The sequence below is a fragment of the Chitinophaga sancti genome (assembly GCF_034424315.1).
Lineage (GTDB): Bacteria > Bacteroidota > Bacteroidia > Chitinophagales > Chitinophagaceae > Chitinophaga > Chitinophaga sancti.
In genome coordinates this window covers 7,916,407-7,935,375 of sequence record NZ_CP139972.1, presented here as the reverse complement: position 1 = coordinate 7,935,375, position 18,969 = coordinate 7,916,407, and the positions used below count along the sequence as shown (strand labels likewise).

The following is an 18,969-nucleotide window of genomic DNA, read 5'->3' as shown; positions in this document are numbered from 1 at the left end:
AATTACAACACATTAGGCATACTTGTCCAAAACATTATATTAATTTAATATTTTGGCTTAATATTTGCACTAAATATATTACCAAAAGGTAAAATGTCACAAACCTACATGAAAATCAGAAACGTGCAAATAGTTTGGTAAAATATTATGAGCGGTTGATTAATCTTGTAACGTTTACCGACATTTGAACGTTAAAATAGTGTAAATTTATAGTGTAATTCAGGCTAAAAATTCCGACAATGAAATCAGCTCCTTACCTTGCTGTACTGACGCTAATGATATTAAGTAGCTGTTCGTCAGCATATAAAACCACACAAACACCGGATGATGTTTATTATTCTCCGAGAGTTAAACCCACATATGCTTCTTCAGATAATAATAACCGGGATGATAATGTTTCATATACCGATAGTGAAGATGGGGGTACATACGTTAATTACGACGATGACCAGGGGGATTATGCACGCCGCTTAAATCTGTTTAACAGCAACTATTCCGGTGGTTTTTATGATTATTATGGCACACCTGGTGTTTATTCCAGTATGTATGCCAATCCATACTATGGCTATGGATACCGTAGTTCCTTTAGCTTAGGCTTTGGGTATGGCTATCCTTACTATGGTTCTTCATTCAGTCTTGGCTTCGGCTATGGTTATCCATATTATGGTGGTTTCTATGATCCGTTCTACTATCCTTACTATGGTTACGGTTATCCATATTATGGTGGCTACTACGGTGGTGGTTATTATGGCCACGGTGGCGGTTACTACCCAGGCTATAGACGTTCAACACGTAATACAGCATTTAATACCGGCACACCTGGTGGTCGTATGGTAGGTACCACTCCAAGTGGTGGTCGTACCAGAAGTACGGACTTCCGTCCAAGCAGAGTGGTAGACAATTCCGGTAACAGTGGTGGCCGTGTATCTAACGGTGGTAGAAACAGCGATAACGCTTACCAGCCAAGACGCACCTACTCCCCTTCCTCCGGAGAACGTACTACAGTAGACAATGGCGGTGGTTCCCGCGGTTATACTCCTGCGAGAACTTATTCACCACCACAACAGTCTCAGCCTAGCTATCAGCCACAGCGCTCTTATTCACCAGCTCCATCTTATACCCCTAGCCGTTCAAGCGGCGGTGGTGGTGGTTCCTTCGGTGGCGGAGGCGGCGGTGGTACCCGCGCAGGCGGTGGCAGAGGCCGTAACTAATTTTACTATAAATGATTTGATCATTGATATTCTTAAAAATCTACCCTGGTCAAATAGGCCGGGGTATTTTTTAACCCTTATTTAATTCTACCATATGATGAAAAGAATGGTGATAGCCATTGCTATGACAGGAGCCTGTATCTCAGTTCAAGCACAACATATCGAGGACGCTTTACGGTTCAGCAGTGGCGCCCCCTCAGGATCTGCCCGTGCACAGTCTGTAGGTGGAGCCCAGGGCGCATTGGGCGGGGAAGCTTCCTCTATGTATGTTAACCCTGCTACCGTAGGTTTTTTCAGAACAAGTGACTTCTCCTTTACCGTTGGTGTTCCTTCTATATCAACCACCGGATTATACCAGAAAGAATCCGCCAGTGATTCCAGAACAAACCTGAATATCTCTAATGCAACCATCATCTGGGGTGGCAAAAGAAAGAAACCAGGCAGCAAATGGCAGAACTTCAGCGGTGGTATCGGCGTAAACCGTACATACAACTTTAATCAACGTACTTACTATACCGGCGAAATCAGCAATTCTTCCCTGTCTTTAAACTATTACCTGGCGGCAGATGCAGCAGGCATCACCGATCCGAATGCACAATTGGGCGGTAATCCGGACAAAACCATCCTGGCACATTCCTCCGCACTTGCTTACCAGACATACCTGATCAATCCGGTTAAAAATCCAGATCAGTCTTTTGCAGGTACTTTCTACTCCGCTGCTGAAGCAACGGACAACAGTGTGAGAGTTCGCCAGGAAAGCACCTCTTTTGAAAGAGGAGGTAATACTGAATTTGCTGGTACCTTTGGCGCTAACTACAACGATAAGTTCTACATTGGTGGTGGTATAGGTGTTCCAAACATCCAGTACAGAAGAGATATGACCTGGACTGAAACAAATACCAATACAGTAGCTACTGATCTGAACTACTTCACGACTAAAGAAATGCTGAGAACATACGGTACCGGTCTGAATGCGAAACTGGGCGTTATTTACAGACCTGTTCGTTCCTTAAGCCTTGGTGCAACCGTACATTCACCATCCTGGCTCTGGCTCACAGATGAGTATTCTGATGATATGACAACCTCTACAAAGAGCATGGGTGTCTATTCCTTCTCTTCCCGTGATAGCCGTTATGATGGTCTGGACGATGAGTCAAAATACACCGTCCGTACGCCATGGAAAGGTATCCTGAGTGCGACTTACCTGTTTGCTCCATCAGCTGATACACGTAAGCCTACAGGGTTCATCTCTTTCGATTATGAATATGTAGATTATGCTTCCATGCACTTCCGGATGAAAAACAATGATGGGTTTGACCGCGTTACTGAAAAGGACCTGAATGGTAGTATTAAGAATACCTACCAGGCAGCCTCTAATTTCCGTGTAGGTGGTGAGTTGAAACTGCATACAATTGCACTCCGTCTGGGTTATTCCTACTATGGCAGCCCTTACAAAGTAAGCAGCCTGGATGCTTCACGTTCTTACTACTCAGGTGGCATCGGTTATCGTAACAATGGTTTCTATATGGACCTTGCATTTGTGTATGGTACATCTACCTACTATCTACAGCCATATACCATTCTTCCTAATAACATGAATTATGTTAATCCAACAGCGGCTCAGATTGATAAGCATACTTATACAGGATTAGCTACTTTCGGCTGGAAATTCTAAATCTTCTTATAAATTTGGGAAAGCGCTTCTGTTAATAGCAGAAGCGCTTTTTGTTTTCACCCAAAAGGGCTACTTTTAGCCCTATACTTATTTTCCTTATACACATGAATACCCGTTGCTATACCGTTCTATTGTTATTGCTGTTTCAATCCATTTATGCGAAATCACAGGATGACCCTGACAATATTGAACTGGCCTCCTCTTCTGAAACCTTCGAATTTCAATACAAACAAAAGCAGGTCTCTGTCAAACAGCTTATTCAGAAAGATTTTGTCTGTAACAGCTTCCGGGCTACCATCCCTTTCTCCGAACCATACAATAACCAGGAGGAAATAACAGATCTCACGATCTATACAGACGGCCGGAAAAACAAGGAGCTTGCACCTAAATACGACTACCTGAACATAGACGAATACTTCTTCTCTGACCAAAAGATCTGTTACTTCAACCTCCCCTTCTATAAGCAGGGGGCACACAATGAAGTAAAAATCGAAAAGGCCATTCATGACCCCCGCTACCTGACTACTGTTTATCTTACCGACTACTACCCTTCCAAACAAAAGACGATCACACTCATTGTACCCCGCTGGATGGACATCGACATCCACGAATTTCATTTTGAGAATCAAAAAATCAGGAAGGAAAAGACTTACGACAAGGACCGGGATGCGGATATCTATACTTATACCGCCGTTAACATGCCGGCTATGAAGAAGAGCGCGATGAGCCCTGGCCCCAGCTGGCTCTATCCTCACCTGCTGATCCGCAGCAAAAGCTCCGATTACAAAGGTGAAAAGACAGTCTATTTCAATACTACCAATGATCTTTATAAATGGTGCCGTAACCTGGCGACTCAGTTACACCCGGATACCGCTGTTTTGGGAGCCAGGGCCAGGGAAATTACAAGTGGCATTCCGGATAAATTTGATCAGCTCAAGGCGGTCTTTTACTGGGTAGAGGAAAACATCCGCTACATTGCCTTTGAAGACGGTCTGGCAGGGTTTCGTCCGGACGAAGCCCACGAAGTAATGCGCAAGAAATACGGAGATTGCAAGGGTATGGCGAACCTGACCAAAGAACTGCTGCTGGCCTGTGGCCTGGATGCAAGACTTTGCTGGATAGGCACGAACCACATTATGTACGATCACAGCATTCCTTCGTTGAACGCAGATAACCACATGATCTGTGCCGTGAAATACAATAATAAATGGTGGTTCCTCGATGCCACTGAAAAATATATGCAGCCGGGCATATATGCAGAACGCATTGCCGGCAGGCAGGTCATGATCGAAAATGGAGAGGACGTACTCTTAGAAAGCATCCCGGCTACCACTGCAGCACAGAATGCCCGTATCTTCAAAGAATCGCTGGCTATCGAGGGTAATAATATGACCGGGAAGATCCAGTATAAATACAATGGAGAAAGCAAGTCTGACCTGCTGTACAACATAAACCTAACGAAAAAAGACAGGCTACAGACCGCACTCGAATCTTACATCACGAACAAGAATAGTCACTATAAAATTTCCAATATTAAAACGACCCAGCTTGATCAGCGGGATGGAGACCTGGAAGTAAGTTTTGATCTGCTCTATCCCGATGCAATTTCTGCTTTTGGGAAAGATATGTACATCGATATCGACTACAACAAAGAGTACAACAACGCAGTAGTAGATACAGTAAAACGTAAAACGGATATTCGTCTCGACTGCAAAAATAATTACATCACGGAGACCGAACTGGCCATTCCGGCAGGATATAAAATTACATCCCTGCCTGAGGACCTGCACATCTCTACACCTAATTTCATGTTTGACATTAGCTATAAAGCTACCGGCAATAAAATCAATTACCGTAAGCAATTGCAGATAAATAACACCTATTTGCAAAAGACTGCTTTCGGAGACTGGAATAAGGCAGTAGCTGCATTATCAAAAAAATACCTGGAACAAATAACCCTTACCCAACAGTAAAAATCCGAACCACCTATGTATAAAAGCATCGTCATTACGGCCCTGCTATTCACCACAGGCCTGTATGCACAGGCACAGTCAAAACAGGAAAGAGCCTATCAGGAAGAAGCTGACCAGGTAAAAAAAGAAATACAGGATGTGAAAGATCCTGCCTTTGCACAGACTACAGTTCCCGAAAAATACCAGAATGAATCGGCAGTGATCCTCGCCTTGAAATTCTCTCTGGATGCAGATCACAGCCGTCGCAAAGATCATATTACCATGACTCTGCATGAGCGTGTCAAGATCCAGGATAAGGCAGCGCTGGAAGAGTATTCCGAATTCAATATCCAGAAACTGAAGAGCAGCAGCTGGGCACGGGGTTACAAATTAGTATCCTTTATGGGGATCCGGGTGATCAAGCCCAGTGGCCAGCAGCGAGACATTGACATGAATGATGCGGTGAGTGTGAAAGATGAAAAGAATGATAAAAAGCAGAAGATCGCCATTGCTGATCTACAGGTAGGAGATATCATTGACTACTATGTTCGGATCAATAAAGATGCGGCCAACTGGTTTACAAACCCGGATCCGCTGGATTACAGCATTGGTGAGAAATATCCTATGCTGGACTTTTCGCTGGACATCAGGATCTTTAAAAAAATGGGTGTATCATGGAGATACCTCAATGATGATTCAACGGCATTAAAGCGTTCAAAAGAAGATGAGGATTACGTATTTGCTATTCATAAAAAAGATGTTCCGAAAATTACAGATGAACGTTGGTTGTATCCCAACCGCAGTCTGCCTACATTGCGGCTCACTTATAATGGTGCGAGAGACATTGTAAATGGCGTGAATGAAAAGGATATTCAACAATACCTGACTTACCAGATTATCAGTGTGGGTCCTCAGTATGCAGCGATGCCGGGGATTCTGAAAGAGTTTGGGAAAGTATTGGACAATTACAAAAAGGAGCATGACAAAAAAGATATGACGAAGCAGGAGATCACGGACCTGGCGTATTATTACATTCGCTATGCATCGCTGTATCGTGAGACGCCTGGTCTGGGTGCTGATATAGAAGTAGGACAGAACAGGAAAATGTATACACCGCGGCTGCATTTTGTGGCCAATGCATTTCGTCAGTTACTGTTAAAGTATGATATTGAAACAGACCTGGCGGCGGCAGTACCACGCCATATAGGCACCCTGCAGGATGCGGTGTCACTGGATGACCTGGAGTACTTCATCATCGCTAAACCGGATGATCAAAAGGTAATTTGTTATATCAGTTCTATGTTTAGTTATCCCGATGAGTTGCCGACTTCCCTGGAAGGTCAGGAAGCGTATACGGTGAGTGTGACGGGGAGTAAGAGTGAGAAAGAGGCCAGTTTTAAGAAGATCATACTGCCAATGAGCACGGCCACGCAGAACCAGGAAGCTGAGAAGCTGAATATTACTTTTAATGCGGATAACCTGCAACAGCTGAAAATAGACAGGATGATTATGGCCAAGGGGCAGTATCGATATCAGTATGTAGACATGCTACTGTATGAAGATATGTTGTCCGAAGAGCGGAAGACGGTAAGTACCAAAACGACGTTTGAAGATGATCTGAGTGCAGACCGGAAACGTTTGTCCGAATACACTGCAGCATTTGCGAAGGCGCGTAAGGATATGGATGAAACGGTGAAGGATAATATTGCTACGGATTATAGTGTGAAGCCTACGGATGTGACATATTATAAGATAGCAGAGCAGGGCCTGGAAAAACAGAATAAGCCGTTTACCATGCATCAGTCATTTACGATGGATGGGTTTGTGAAGAAGGCAGGGAATAATTATATGCTGGATATTGGAAAACTGATCACGGGGCAGATAGAACTGACGCAGGAAGAGAGAAAGCGTACGTATGATGTGAATATGGCATTTCCGCGGACGATGTCTTATGAGTTGTGGGTGAATATTCCGGAGGGCTATATGCTGGAAGGTGCGGAGAGTTTGAATAAGTCAGTGATCAATGCTGCCGGACAGTTTGTGAGCAGTACGAAGATGGAGGGGAATAAGCTGGTATTGAAGATTTCGAAGAGCTATAATCACCCGCATGAGGCGGTAGCTACCTGGGATCAGATGATGGCGTTTATGGATGCAGCGGCTGATTTTACGAAGCAGAAGGTGTTGCTGAAGAAAATATAAAAGGTTGGGCTTAACGCCCAACCTTTTTTTTCATATCTTCTAACAGGCCTTCACCTTTATTATACCATTGGATTTCTTTGTCTTTTTTAAACCAGGTCATTTGTCTTTTGGCATATTGCCGGGTATGAATGACGACCAGTTCTTCGGCTTCTTTTAGGGTTGTCTTACCGTCGAGGTAATCGAAGATCTCCGTATAACCTACAGTTTGCAAAGCATTATGCGATCTGAATGCCTCCACTGATTTCACTTCGTCTACAAGGCCATCCTGCATCATTTGCCGCACCCTGGTTTCGATATTTGCATGAAGCTGAGGTTTTTCTAACTCAATCCCTGTCTTGATAATTTCAAAATCACGGTTAGTTTTGTTCCCGGTTCTGAACTCCAGAATTGATTTTCCGGTAGTTTCGAACACTTCCAGGGCTCTCATCAGCCGCTGGGGATTCTGGATCTCACCTACTGCATAAAACTGTGGGTCCCTGGTTTTGAGTGCATCCTGCAACCAGGGTAATCCGTGCTGTTCGTATTGGGAAATAATCTGCTGTCTGACAGCAGCTGGCGCTGCCGGAACATCGTCAATCCCTTCGCAAAAGGCTTTTATATAGAGCCCCGTGCCGCCGCATAATACGACCACATCATTGTTCCTCCATACTTCCTCCGCATATTGTAATGCTAATCTCTCAAAGATGCCAGCATTCACTTCTTCGCGAATGCTGTGAGAATTGATAAAATAATGGGGTACAGCCGCTAATTCAGCAGGGCCGGGCTTAGCTGTACCGATACTGATTTCCTGGTAGCACTGCCTGGAATCTGCCGAAATTACCGCGGTATTGAAATATTGCGCCACCTGTACAGCCATCGCGGTTTTACCGGCAGCTGTAGGACCTGCTATTACTATAACCTTCTTATCGCTCATGTATATTAATACATGTCTTCATTGGCACCATCCTCCATTCCTTCATCTTCGCTTTCACTGTTATCATCCTCCTCTCCTTCTTCGCCAAATCCGTCTTCACTCATGCCTTCCTTATTCAGGTCATATTTTTCTTCCATCTCTACGAGCTTATCACCTACCAGTCCTTTGGTACCGTACTGGCTTGGCGCCAGGCCTTCTTTTCTTACGCAGAGCGGATAGGTTACTCTTGAGTTCTCATCTTTGGAGACGCCGATCAGTTCTACCAGGAATGTCCAGTTTTTAGCAAAATCGTACAGGTAAATAAACTTCTGATTAGGTGTTTTCACAGCTACCCCAATCACAGTATCTTCCATCAGTAATGGTTCTGCCTTGCGGGCTACATTGTCTTTTTCGAGAATGATCTCTCTTCCCCGTTGCCAGTTATCGTTGCTACGGAAAAAAGTCGCTTTATGTTTATTGTCAAATTCGAATGACTGTAAAATAACCTGGTGGAATTGTAAAAATGTCTGGTCTGGTTTAATGGAAATATCCCTGTACACACTTTCATCTTCTTCCCAATAAACTCTAAATTTCAAAACAGGCATGACAATAAAGGATTTTATTGAATAATTGGGTGTGTCCGTTTCCGGGTTTTAGTGTTATATCAAACATCAAACCTTAAAAACCAGAAACACCACCACTTTACTAAATTAACATTTTTATTTAACTGGTGTCAAATCCATCTCTTTTGCTTTTTCCAGGAGGAAGGCATAAGCGGCATCGAAGGTGTTGGGGATAACCCCATCCAGGATGGCTTCACGGATAGCACTTTTCAGGTCTCCAACGGTTTTGCAGGGAGTCAGGTTAAAGGTTTCCATGATCATCTCTCCTGTAACGGGTGGCTGCCAGTTACGCAGGCGATCATTTTCCTCAATTTCCTTCATACGTTGTCTTACCATCTCATAATCATCTAGATACCTGCGCACCTTGGATTGGTTCTTAGAGGTGATGTCCGCCTCACAGAGCATCATCAGGGCTTCCACATCTTCTCCGGCTTCGAAGAGCAGCCGGCGTATGGCAGAATCAGTGATGTTTTCTTTTGTCAGACTGATAGGCCGCTGGTGCAGTTCAACCAGTTTTTTGACAAAGCGCAAGGGTTCATGGGTAGGCAGTTTCAATCTTGAGAAAATGCGGGGTACCATTTTGGCACCTACCATTTCGTGTCCGTGAAAGGTCCATCCATGGCCCTGTTCGTATCTTTTGGTGGCGGGTTTGCCGATATCGTGCAGCAGTGCTGCCCAGCGTAACCAAAGGTCTTTGGTATTCCTGGAGATATTGTCGACTACCTGCAAGGTATGCGAAAAGTTCTCTTTATGTCGCTTGCCATCTACGGTTTGTACGCCGGCCAGATCCACGAGTTGCGGGAAGATGATCTTCAGGATACCGCTTTTGTACAGGAGGTTCAGACCAACGGAAGGTACTGTGGACAACATGATTTTATTCAGTTCGTCTGTAATACGCTCCTGCGAGATGATTTTAATGCGTTCTGCCTGCTCATTGATAGCCTGGAAGGTATCGTCGGCAATGGTGAACTGCAATTGGGAGGCAAAGCGGATGGCCCGCATCATACGAAGTGGGTCATCGCTGAAAGTCTGGGCAGGGGCCAGGGGTGTACGGATGATTTTAGCATCCATATCCGCGAGGCCGTTAAAGGGGTCGACCAGGCTGCCATAATCTTCTTCATTCAGGCTGATAGCCAGGGCATTGATGGTAAAATCTCTGCGTAGCTGGTCGTCCTGGAGGGTACCCGGTTCTACATCCGGGTTACGGGACTCGTGTCTGTAACTTTCTTTTCGTGCACCGACAAATTCGATTTCGAATTCGTTCCATTTTACCTGGGCGGTGCCATAGGTTTTAAAGAAGCTTACTTTGGAATTTTCGAAGTAAGTAGCCACTTTGTGTGCCAGGGTGATGCCATCTCCTACGCACACCACATCCATGTCTTTGGTACGGCGGTTCAGCAGTTTATCGCGCACGAAGCCACCGATCAGATAGCAGGGCACGCCCAGCTCATGGGCGGCTAAAGCTATCTGCTCCAACACTTTACGTTCCTGTAAGGTACAGGGTATGTCAATAGGCTTTCTGCTGATCATATTCAAATAAAACGGCAAAAGTAGCTTTTTTTAGTTGATAGTCCATGGGGTAATGGTGAGGGGGTGAGGAGGAGTCTGACCAAAAATGAGTGCTACTCCCTGATGATCTGTAAAGTACCGTCTTTCAGCAACTTAACAATCCGTGAAGGCTGCCTGGGGGTATTATCATCCTGGCGGTAGGATACAACGTAATCTACTCCATTTTTTACAGCAGGGTCAATATCTGCGTAAAATGCAGGGGAAGGCTGGCCGCTCAGGTTGGCAGAAGTGGATACCAATGGTTTACGGAGACGTTTTACCAGGTGGCGGCAGAAAGGGTCCTGCACAAGCCTGATAGCAACTGTGCCGTCCTCATTAATCACACTGGGGGCCAGTTCGAGGGCACCTTCATATATAACGGTCGTTGGTCTGTCGAAGCTGGCGATCAGATCAGCAATTGCCGGATCGGGATGTGCGACATATTTAAGCAGATCTTTTACATCTGCCAGGAGGATGACCAGGCTTTTCTTTTCAGGGCGTTGTTTAAGGGCAAAGACTTTTTTAACGGCTTCTTCATTGGTGGCATCGCAGCCTATACCCCAGATGGTATCTGTGGGGTATAAGATGAGTCCTCCGGTTCTAAGGGCGGCAAGAGCAGCTGTTACATCATTTTCGAAATCAGTCGTCATTAAATTGTCGTTTTCGCGGCTTATTATGTTTGTCTTATTGATTCAGGCTCTGGTACACCTTCATGACTTCAGCAGCACATTTATCCCTGGTAAACTTTTGTGCCTGGATAATTCCTTTCTTTTTTAGTGCTTCTATCAGCGCGGGATTATTCACCACTTCCTCCATTGCCTTTGCAATCGCCTCTGCACTTGCAGGATCGATATAGAGGGCTGCATCTCCGGCAGTTTCACCAAAACAGGATCCGGTAGAGGTGATAACTGGTGTATGACTCCACAAGGCTTCCAGGATTGGAATACCGAATCCTTCAAAGAAGGATGGATAGATCAAAGCCTTTGCACCCTGGTATAAAAGTGGCAGGTCATTGTAAGCAAATTTCACGGTATCATTCACCAGGATTACCTGCTTTTGCAAACCATTGGCAGCAATAAAATCCATCACTTTCTTTTTATAACTGCTACCTCCGCCCAGGACAAGCAGTGGAATATCCACTTTGCCTTTCAGCAATACCATTGCCTGCAGGATGCCGATAAGATTCTTACGTTCAATCAATGATCCGACATAAAGAAAATACTCCTTTGGAAAGTTATATTTACCCAGCATCTGCGCAATCTCCGCATCACTGTGTTGCACAGCAAAAGACTCATCACAACTTTGGTAAGCTACTGCAATTTTGTCCGCCGGTGTGTTATAATACGTAATCAGGTCTTGTTTGGTTTGCTCACTGATAGCAATGACTTTATCTGCATATTGACAGGCATACTTTGCCTTTTTGCGATAGGTTTGCACATCAATGGGGTTATATTGTTCCGGATTCCGTTCAAAGATCAGGTCATGCATAGTGACTACACTTTTCACGCCGCTTTTATGAATGCCGAAAGGTATTTCATGGCTTAAACCATGGTAGATGCTGATGCCTTGCTGAGCCAGTTCACTCACTACAAATTTGCTTCGCCACAGGCCTTTCAGCAGGCGATGTAGCGGCTTTTGGGGCAATATGGTGGTCATATTGCTGAAAGCAGCAGGATTGTACATATCCGTTAGTTTAGGTGCGTATAGGTAGTAGTGGTGCTCCGGGTAGTAGGTAGCCAGAGAACTGATCAGGGTCCGGCTATAATTACCGAGACCTGTGTTGTTCTGGAAAGCCCGTTTGGCATCGAAGGCAATGTTCATAGAGTGGTTTAAAGGGGGTTAAAGGTAAGAAATAAAAAATTCCCCCCTCTTTTACTATGTTTGTGAAAAATTTCGATACACAATGGAGCTACAAGAACTCATCCAGGCTGCCTGGGGAAACCGCAGCCTGCTACAGGAATCTACATACAGCGATGCTGTCAAAGCTGTTATTGAAGCTGTAGATAAAGGAAAGCTCAGGGTAGCAGAGCCCACAGGAGAAGGCTGGAAAGTCAATGAATGGGTAAAGCAGGCTATCCTGATGTACTTCACCATCCAACCAATGGAAACCATAGATCTCGCGCCGTTTGAGTTCTATGACAAAATGAAGCTGAAATCCAACTATAAAGACCTGGGTGTACGTGTAGTACCTCATGCGATTGCACGATATGGTGCATTTATTGGCAGAGGTGCGATCCTGATGCCTTCTTATGTAAACATTGGTGCGTATGTAGACGAATGTACTATGGTGGATACATGGGCGACGGTGGGTTCATGCGCACAGATAGGTAAGAATGTGCACCTGAGTGGTGGTGTTGGTATTGGTGGTGTATTGGAGCCACTGCAGGCTAGTCCGGTGATCATTGAAGATGGTTGTTTCGTGGGTAGCCGTTGTATTGTGGTAGAAGGTGTGATAGTAGAGAAGGAGGCCGTACTGGGAGCGAACGTGGTATTGACTAAATCTACGAAGATCATTGATGTAAGTGGTCCTGAGCCTATTGAGTACAAGGGTCGTGTACCGGCACGTAGTGTAGTGATTCCTGGAACTTATACGAAGAAGTTCCCTGCTGGTGAATACCAGGTGCCTTGTGCGCTGATCATTGGTCAACGTAAGGCGTCTACGGATTTGAAGACTAGTTTGAATGATACGCTGAGAGAGTTTAATGTGGCTGTATAGGCTGGAATACTTATTACAAGAAAGGCTGGCCCTACTACAGGCCGGCCTTTCTTTTTGTGTAGGCATTTACGGTAGGAGTGATTTTTTTTCTTTTAAAATTTGGAATAGTGGGAAAAGTGCTTACCTTTGCAATCCCTTAACACGGAATCAGTTGCCCAGATGGCGAAATTGGTAGACGCACTGTGTTCAGGTCGCAGCGCTCGCAAGGGTGTGCTGGTTCGAATCCAGTTCTGGGCACAAAATGGCTCTGTAATCAATTGATTTACAGGGCCATTTTTAATTTATGCTTGTCAATAAATCACTGATTTTAACGGATCAAGTTGAAAACGGATCAAGTCAAATTCTTGGGGGAAAGAGATGATCCTCTAAATACATCAGATACATTACCCGCGGCCGCATAATTTCAATCCTGAAAAGCAATTCCGCGCTGTTGTTTGATTTTCCGCGATAAAACTCGATGATCGTATCATGTTGGGCCGCAGACATAAAAATGCAAATGATCGTATAAGTTCGATTCCTCAATTTGCAACATTTCTTTAGTTGCCTGATATTTTAGTGATGAACTTCCCTATTTAATGAGATTTATTGCTCTCAGCGCACATCTGTTTGCAAGATATCATACACACAAAAATAAGGACTATACCAAAAGGCCGGTCATACACGCAGGTATCATAGAGGAAACGCCATCAGATCAATGACTTGAAAGTGTTTAATGTTTATTTACAGTAACAACCAAAATCATTTGTGACATGACTGGCAAATTCGATCTCAAACCGGCTGGCCCTTCATCCCTTCCCCTTCTCCTTATACTCCGAAGGAGTGCTTCCAAGCCGGGACTTAAACACCGTAGCAAAATAAGCCTGCGACGAAAACCCCACCCTATACGCTACCTGTGCAATCGTCAGATCCTCATTCGTCAGCAAATACTTCGCCTTCTGCAGGCGTGCATTCAGGATATAATCATTCACATTCACCCCCAGCAAGGCCTTGATCTTTCTACTCAATTGCACCCGGGAGATCTGGGTTTCCCGGCAGATATCTTCCACAGAAAAATTCTCATTAGCAATATTCTTTTCCACAATCGCGGTAAACTCATTCACAAATTTGCGGTCGATCTTCTTCGGTGCGCCGGCTTTGGCTTCTGCCGGAACTTCCGCTGTGTAATGCTCCCGCAACAACTTCCGGTTATCAAGCAACGATTTGATAGTTTCTTCAAGATGCTGAAAGTTGAACGGTTTGGCAATAAAAGCATCAGCCCGCAGTTGAAGGCTGGCGATCTGTTTGTCAATGCCCGAATTAGCCGTGAGAATAATAATAGGAATATGCGAAGAGCGGATATCAGCTTTCAGCGTTTCGGTCACCTGCAGCCCATCGTTGCCTGGCAGCGCAATGTCGCAGATGATCAGGTCGGGCACGATCTCGTACGCCATGCTGATTCCCCCATTGCCATTGGCCGCCTCGTATACGTCGAAGTGGGCTGACAACCGGTATTTTAAAAAGTTACGCAGATCGTCGCTGTCTTCGATGACCAGGATGGAGGATTCCCGGGCAGCACCGGTATTTACTGGTGGCTCCGATGGCGTTAGGGTGTTGTCGGCTACATACAGATGAATGTCTTCCCGCATAGTAGTGGCGGGATTGGCCGTGTTCACCATTTCTGCTGCCGAAAGGTGGGCATTGCCAAGCGGCAGCGTGATCTCGAATGTTGTACCCTTCCACTTTTCACTTTGAACGGTAATGCGGCCGTGGTGCAAAGCAATCAGTTCCCTCGATAGCGCCAGCCCCAGGCCCGTGCCTTTGAAGGCTGCTCCCTGCTCCTGATAAAACAGGTCGAAGGCATGCGCAAGGGCTTCCTGCGTCATACCCACACCGGTATCCTCGATGCGGATCACCGCCTGCTGCCCGTCTTTTCCGATGCCTACTGTTACGAAGCCGTTCTCTTTGGTGAATTTAAATGCGTTCGACAGTAAGTTGAACAACACTTTATCCAGCATATTAGTATCGAACCAAAGCGGCAATTCATTTAACCGGTAATGTACGTCCAGCTTAATGTTTTTCTTCTTTGCAATCTCCCGGAAGGCATGCGTAATGTCGGTTACAAACGCCACGAGGTCGTTTTCCGATGCCTTCAGTTTCATGCTGCTATGTTCGATCTTGCGAAAGTCCATGAGCTGGTTTACGAGGCGCAGTAAACGGAAGGCGTTCTTCTGCATCAGCTCCAAATCGTTCTTCAGGGTAAAATGGAGACGGGGAGAGGTGAGCGCATCTTCCAGTGGCCCGAGGATAAGCGTAAGCGGGGTTCTGAGCTCGTGGGAGATATTGGTGAAGAAATTGAACTTTGCATCGGTGGCTTCCTTGGCGGTAGCCGTCATAGCGATCAGTTGCTCCTGCTGCACCATTATTTCGTTCCGGCTAGCCGACAAGCGCTGGTTTATCCGGATGTTGTTCCGCCACGCAAAGAACGCTACGGTGCCAAGCACCAGCACCAGTACGAAAGCCGTTACGGTAATGTAAAGCAGGGTCGTCTGGCTTTTATAAGTGGCCTGTTGCGCTTCCAGTAAGCCCTGTTGTTTTTCGATATCGCGCTGCTGCTCATTGATCTTATCTGCCTGTAGCTGTAACGGGTGTACGTTGCTGGAGTCGATAATCAGCGTTTGCAGGATATTTTCTTTATTGAATGGTTCACCGTTCAAGATCTTAAACGCCGTTTGCACCGCTTCTTCGCCGCCGGTAGGGTAAAGTAGGGTCGCATCGAGCAGCTGGTCGCTCACGAACTGCATGCCACCTCCAGGGCCCGGCAGCCCATCTACACCGATGAACGTTACTTTTTTGCCAATGCCCAGTTTTTCGTAGACCTCGTGTGCCCCCATGGCCATCAGGTCGTTGTGGGCAAATACCAGGTCTGCGCCGGGCAACTTTTCTTTAATGGTGAGCAATTGTTTGCTGGCATCATCTTTCAGCCAGTTGCCATATACCTGGGCCAGCATGGTAATGCCCGGGTACTGTGCCAGGCCTGCTGCAAAACCCTGCTGCCGGGCAATGGCCGGCGTGGAACCAGGGCGGCCTATCACTTCTATCACTTTGCCCTTTCCATGTAGAGTGCGGCCCACATATTCCCCGGCCATTTTACCAATCCCGAAGTTATCGGCGCCTACAAAACTGGTATAGAACTGCGAAGCCGTTTTCCGGTCTATCACAATCACGGGAATACCTTTGGTAAAGGCTTCTTCCACCACCTGCGTAAGCGGCTGCGCCTCATTTGGCGATACCATGAGCAGGTCTATGTTTTGCGTCAGCAGTTCGCGCACCTGCTGTATCTGTAACTGGTTATTGTCGTTGGCATCTTTGTATAGCAGTTCCGTACCCGGATGAAAAGCCAGTTCGCGGCGAATGCCGGACAGCATCATCCGCCGCCAGTTGTCGGTGCCGGTGCATTGAGAAAAACCGATACGGAATTTTCTTTCTTGCTTTTGCGCAACACAACCACCCAATAATATAATACTACATGCGGCAAGGAGGAAATTACATAGCAACTTCATAACAAGTGTGTAACGGCATTAAAGACCATGACAAAATTAGCAGCCCTTAAGATAAGGCATTTATAAAACGGTGGTTTATTTTTTAAAATCCACCTGTTGCCACGCCCGGTCTCCAGGCAAGGCCCGGGCCGAATGTTCTAATTTTAGAAACCGATGTGTCATTTTCGAAAACGGGCCGGGTTTATGATGACGATACATTAATTCAATCTATTGATAATTAATTTATTAGATATTCATACTGGATTCAAAAGCATTTCACCTCATTTTGCAAAGGTTTTCCTCGGCAGCTCACTATCATTGCTCTATAAAAATTCCACATCACATTCCACATGAACAAAAATCACGTTTTTAGCTGGTCGGTCGTTATTGCTTTGGGCGGTTTTCTCTTTGGTTTTGATACCGCTGTTATCTCCGGCGCAGAAAAGTTAATTCAAAAATACTGGGCGCTTAACGCGTTTGAACATGGGTTTACCATTTCAATTGCCCTCATCGGCACGGTTATCGGTTCGCTCTTGGGCGCCATGCCTTCTGATAAACTGGGACGCAAGAACACGCTCTACATTATCGCCGCACTGTACCTGGTATCTTCGCTGGGCAGCGCCCTGTCTACCAACTGGTATTTGTTCTTGTTCTTCCGCTTTGCCGGCGGACTGGGCGTAGGAGCATCATCGGTAACGGCGCCCATTTATATTTCCGAGATCGCACCGGCCGAACGGCGGGGCCGCCTCGTGGCGCTCTTCCAGTTCAACATCGTATTGGGTATCCTTATTTCCTATTTATCCAACTATCTCATTGGCCAGATAGGCAACGAGCCATGGCGCCTCATGCTGGGCGTGCAGGCAGTACCTTCCTTCATTTTCCTGGTGCTGCTGCGCTTCGTACCGGAAAGCCCACGCTGGCTTATCCAGCGCAAAGGTAATGTGGACGAGGCCCGGCGCATATTGCGGCTGATCAATCCCGCTACTGCCGATACGATTGTAACGGCCATCCAGCAGGGTGCGCTCGAAGTGAAACAGCAAACGCAGAACGATCCGCTGTTTTCCTCCCCTCACAAAACACCGGTGATGCTTGCCATGCTATTCGCCATTTTCAACCAGGTGTCGGGCATCAACGCCATTATTTATTATGCACCACGCATTTTTGAAATGACGGGGCTCGGTACTAAGTCTTCGCTGCTATCGTCTGTGGGACTAGGTTTTATCAACTTCTGCTTCACTTTGCTGGCTATGAACTTCATCGACCGTTTTGGCCGCAGAACCCTCATGATTATCGGTTCTTTCGGGCTTATCGTTACTTTGGGCCTGGTGTCGTTCTCGTTTTACACGCAGGGTAGTCACCCGATAGCCAATTTTGCCGTACCGGCTTACCTTCTTATATATATTGCCTTCTTCGCGTTTTCGCAGGGTGCGGTGATCTGGGTTTTTATCTCGGAGATCTTTCCTACCTCGGTACGCGCCAAGGGCCAGACGCTGGGCAGCACCACGCACTGGTTCATGGCGGCGATCATCGCCTTTACCTTTCCTTACCTCGCTGAGAAAGCAGGCGGCGGTAACACCTTTCTATTCTTTGCCGTGATGATGGTGTTACAGCTGTTGTTCGTATGGAAACTTATGCCGGAGACCAAAGGCAAGTCCCTGGAACAACTGGGTGCAACACTGGTAATACATTAACAATTTTCATAAATTTTTTGAGATGGATACATCTAACCGCTACCCCGTGGTTTGCTTCGGGGAGACATTGTGGGATCTTTTGCCCAATGGGAGGCAAGCTGGAGGCGCACCGATGAACGTGGCTTACCATTTACAACAATTAGGAAAAACGCCGGCGGTGATTTCCCGCATCGGGTTCGACGAGCTGGGAAAACAGCTGATAGAAACGCTGGAGGCAAAGAAGATCAATACGGAATTTTTCCAGATGGATGAGGTGAAACCCACCAGCGTTGTAACCGCCGAGATCCGTGGAGGCCACGAAGTGGTGTACAACATCGTAGAAGACGTAGCCTGGGATTACATCGCCTGCAATGCTGAACTCGAAGCACTGGTGGCGCAGGCCCGTCATTTTGTGTTCGGCACCCTGTCCACCCGCAGCAAAACCACGCGGGATACGCTTTTCCAGCTACTACCGTTTGCCCGCAACAAAGTGTTGGACATCAATTTAAGGCCGCCATTTTACAACCGCAACATCATCGAGACGCTACTCAGCGCCGCTACAATGGTGAAGATGAACAAGGCCGAACTGGAACTGATCACCGGTTGGTTTTCACCGTTGTCGAACGAGATAGACCGCATTAAAATTTTAAAAGAAAGATTTGAGATCGATACGATCGTTGTAACATGCGGCGGCGACGGGGCTATCTTCAACCATGGCGCGGAGTACGTTACCTGCGAGGGCATATCCGTACCGGTAGCAGATACCGTAGGCAGTGGAGATGCTTTCCTGGCGGGCATTATCGCGAAAATGTCCGAAGGCGCGCCATTGCGCGATACACTGGCCTTCGCCAATCAGCTGGCCGCATTTGTCACTACACAAAAGGGCGCTTGTTCCGATTATCAGTTATCAGCTATTTATCGCTTGCCGGTATTGAATGCATCCGTGTAAGCGGTTCTAAAATTCC

General features: G+C 46.3%; 13 protein-coding genes and 1 tRNA gene. 8 read left to right on the top strand and 6 right to left on the bottom strand.

The features are described from left to right. Positions 1 to 239: 239 nt before the first annotated feature. From U0033_RS31320 to U0033_RS31305, 4 genes are all read left to right on the top strand, one after another. Entirely contained in the window at positions 240 to 1,211 is a 972-nt protein-coding gene (locus U0033_RS31320) for a hypothetical protein (protein WP_072363245.1), read from the top strand. A 94-nt stretch (positions 1,212 to 1,305) separates the two neighbouring features. After that, on the top strand, positions 1,306 to 2,886 hold the full coding sequence (locus U0033_RS31315; protein ID WP_072363246.1) for an OmpP1/FadL family transporter: 1,581 nt from the start codon (positions 1,306 to 1,308) through the stop codon (positions 2,884 to 2,886). Positions 2,887 to 2,990: 104 nt separating this feature from the next. Then, complete coding sequence (locus tag U0033_RS31310) at positions 2,991 to 4,859, top strand: transglutaminase domain-containing protein (protein WP_072363247.1); 1,869 nt, start codon at positions 2,991 to 2,993, stop codon at positions 4,857 to 4,859. A gap of 15 nt (positions 4,860 to 4,874) precedes the next feature. Continuing rightward, a complete protein-coding gene (locus tag U0033_RS31305; RefSeq protein WP_072363248.1) occupies positions 4,875 to 7,037 on the top strand; it encodes a DUF3857 domain-containing protein in 2,163 nt (720 codons plus the stop codon). A 10-nt stretch (positions 7,038 to 7,047) separates the two neighbouring features. Here U0033_RS31305 and miaA read toward each other — a convergent pair whose 3' ends face one another. The 5 genes from miaA to U0033_RS31280 form a co-directional block, all read right to left on the bottom strand. Then, positions 7,048 to 7,950, bottom strand: a complete 903-nt coding sequence (gene miaA / locus U0033_RS31300; RefSeq protein WP_072363249.1) for a tRNA (adenosine(37)-N6)-dimethylallyltransferase MiaA — start codon at positions 7,948 to 7,950, stop codon at positions 7,048 to 7,050. 5 nt (positions 7,951 to 7,955) lie between these two features. Next, positions 7,956 to 8,534, bottom strand: a complete 579-nt coding sequence (locus tag U0033_RS31295) for an IS1096 element passenger TnpR family protein (protein WP_072363250.1) — start codon at positions 8,532 to 8,534, stop codon at positions 7,956 to 7,958. A gap of 114 nt (positions 8,535 to 8,648) precedes the next feature. Next, positions 8,649 to 10,082 carry a CCA tRNA nucleotidyltransferase gene (locus U0033_RS31290; RefSeq protein WP_072363251.1) on the bottom strand — a complete coding sequence of 478 codons (1,434 nt, stop codon included), beginning with the start codon at positions 10,080 to 10,082 and terminating at the stop codon, positions 8,649 to 8,651. Between the two features lie 92 nt (positions 10,083 to 10,174). Then, positions 10,175 to 10,750: an L-threonylcarbamoyladenylate synthase gene (locus U0033_RS31285; RefSeq protein WP_072363252.1), complete on the bottom strand. Its 576-nt coding sequence runs from the start codon at positions 10,748 to 10,750 to the stop codon at positions 10,175 to 10,177. A gap of 34 nt (positions 10,751 to 10,784) precedes the next feature. Further along, entirely contained in the window at positions 10,785 to 11,921 is a 1,137-nt protein-coding gene (locus U0033_RS31280; protein ID WP_072363253.1) for a glycosyltransferase family 4 protein, read from the bottom strand. A gap of 82 nt (positions 11,922 to 12,003) precedes the next feature. On the opposite strand from U0033_RS31280, the gene U0033_RS31275 reads away from it, so the two are divergent. Further along, positions 12,004 to 12,816 carry a 2,3,4,5-tetrahydropyridine-2,6-dicarboxylate N-succinyltransferase gene (locus tag U0033_RS31275; protein ID WP_072363254.1) on the top strand — a complete coding sequence of 271 codons (813 nt, stop codon included), beginning with the start codon at positions 12,004 to 12,006 and terminating at the stop codon, positions 12,814 to 12,816. Between the two features lie 153 nt (positions 12,817 to 12,969). After that, positions 12,970 to 13,053, top strand: a tRNA-Leu gene (locus U0033_RS31270). A 548-nt stretch (positions 13,054 to 13,601) separates the two neighbouring features. On the opposite strand, the gene U0033_RS31265 is transcribed toward U0033_RS31270, so the two are convergent. Further along, positions 13,602 to 16,355: a hybrid sensor histidine kinase/response regulator transcription factor gene (locus U0033_RS31265; RefSeq protein WP_072363255.1), complete on the bottom strand. Its 2,754-nt coding sequence runs from the start codon at positions 16,353 to 16,355 to the stop codon at positions 13,602 to 13,604. A 329-nt stretch (positions 16,356 to 16,684) separates the two neighbouring features. Between U0033_RS31265 and U0033_RS31260 the strand changes: the two genes are divergently transcribed. Together U0033_RS31260 and U0033_RS31255 are read left to right on the top strand one after the other, a co-directional pair. After that, positions 16,685 to 18,025 carry a sugar porter family MFS transporter gene (locus U0033_RS31260; RefSeq protein ID WP_072363256.1) on the top strand — a complete coding sequence of 447 codons (1,341 nt, stop codon included), beginning with the start codon at positions 16,685 to 16,687 and terminating at the stop codon, positions 18,023 to 18,025. A gap of 118 nt (positions 18,026 to 18,143) precedes the next feature. Continuing rightward, positions 18,144 to 18,953, top strand: coding sequence for a carbohydrate kinase family protein (locus U0033_RS31255; RefSeq protein WP_326980856.1), 810 nt, complete (start codon positions 18,144 to 18,146; stop codon positions 18,951 to 18,953). The last annotated feature ends 16 nt before the right edge of the window (positions 18,954 to 18,969 follow it).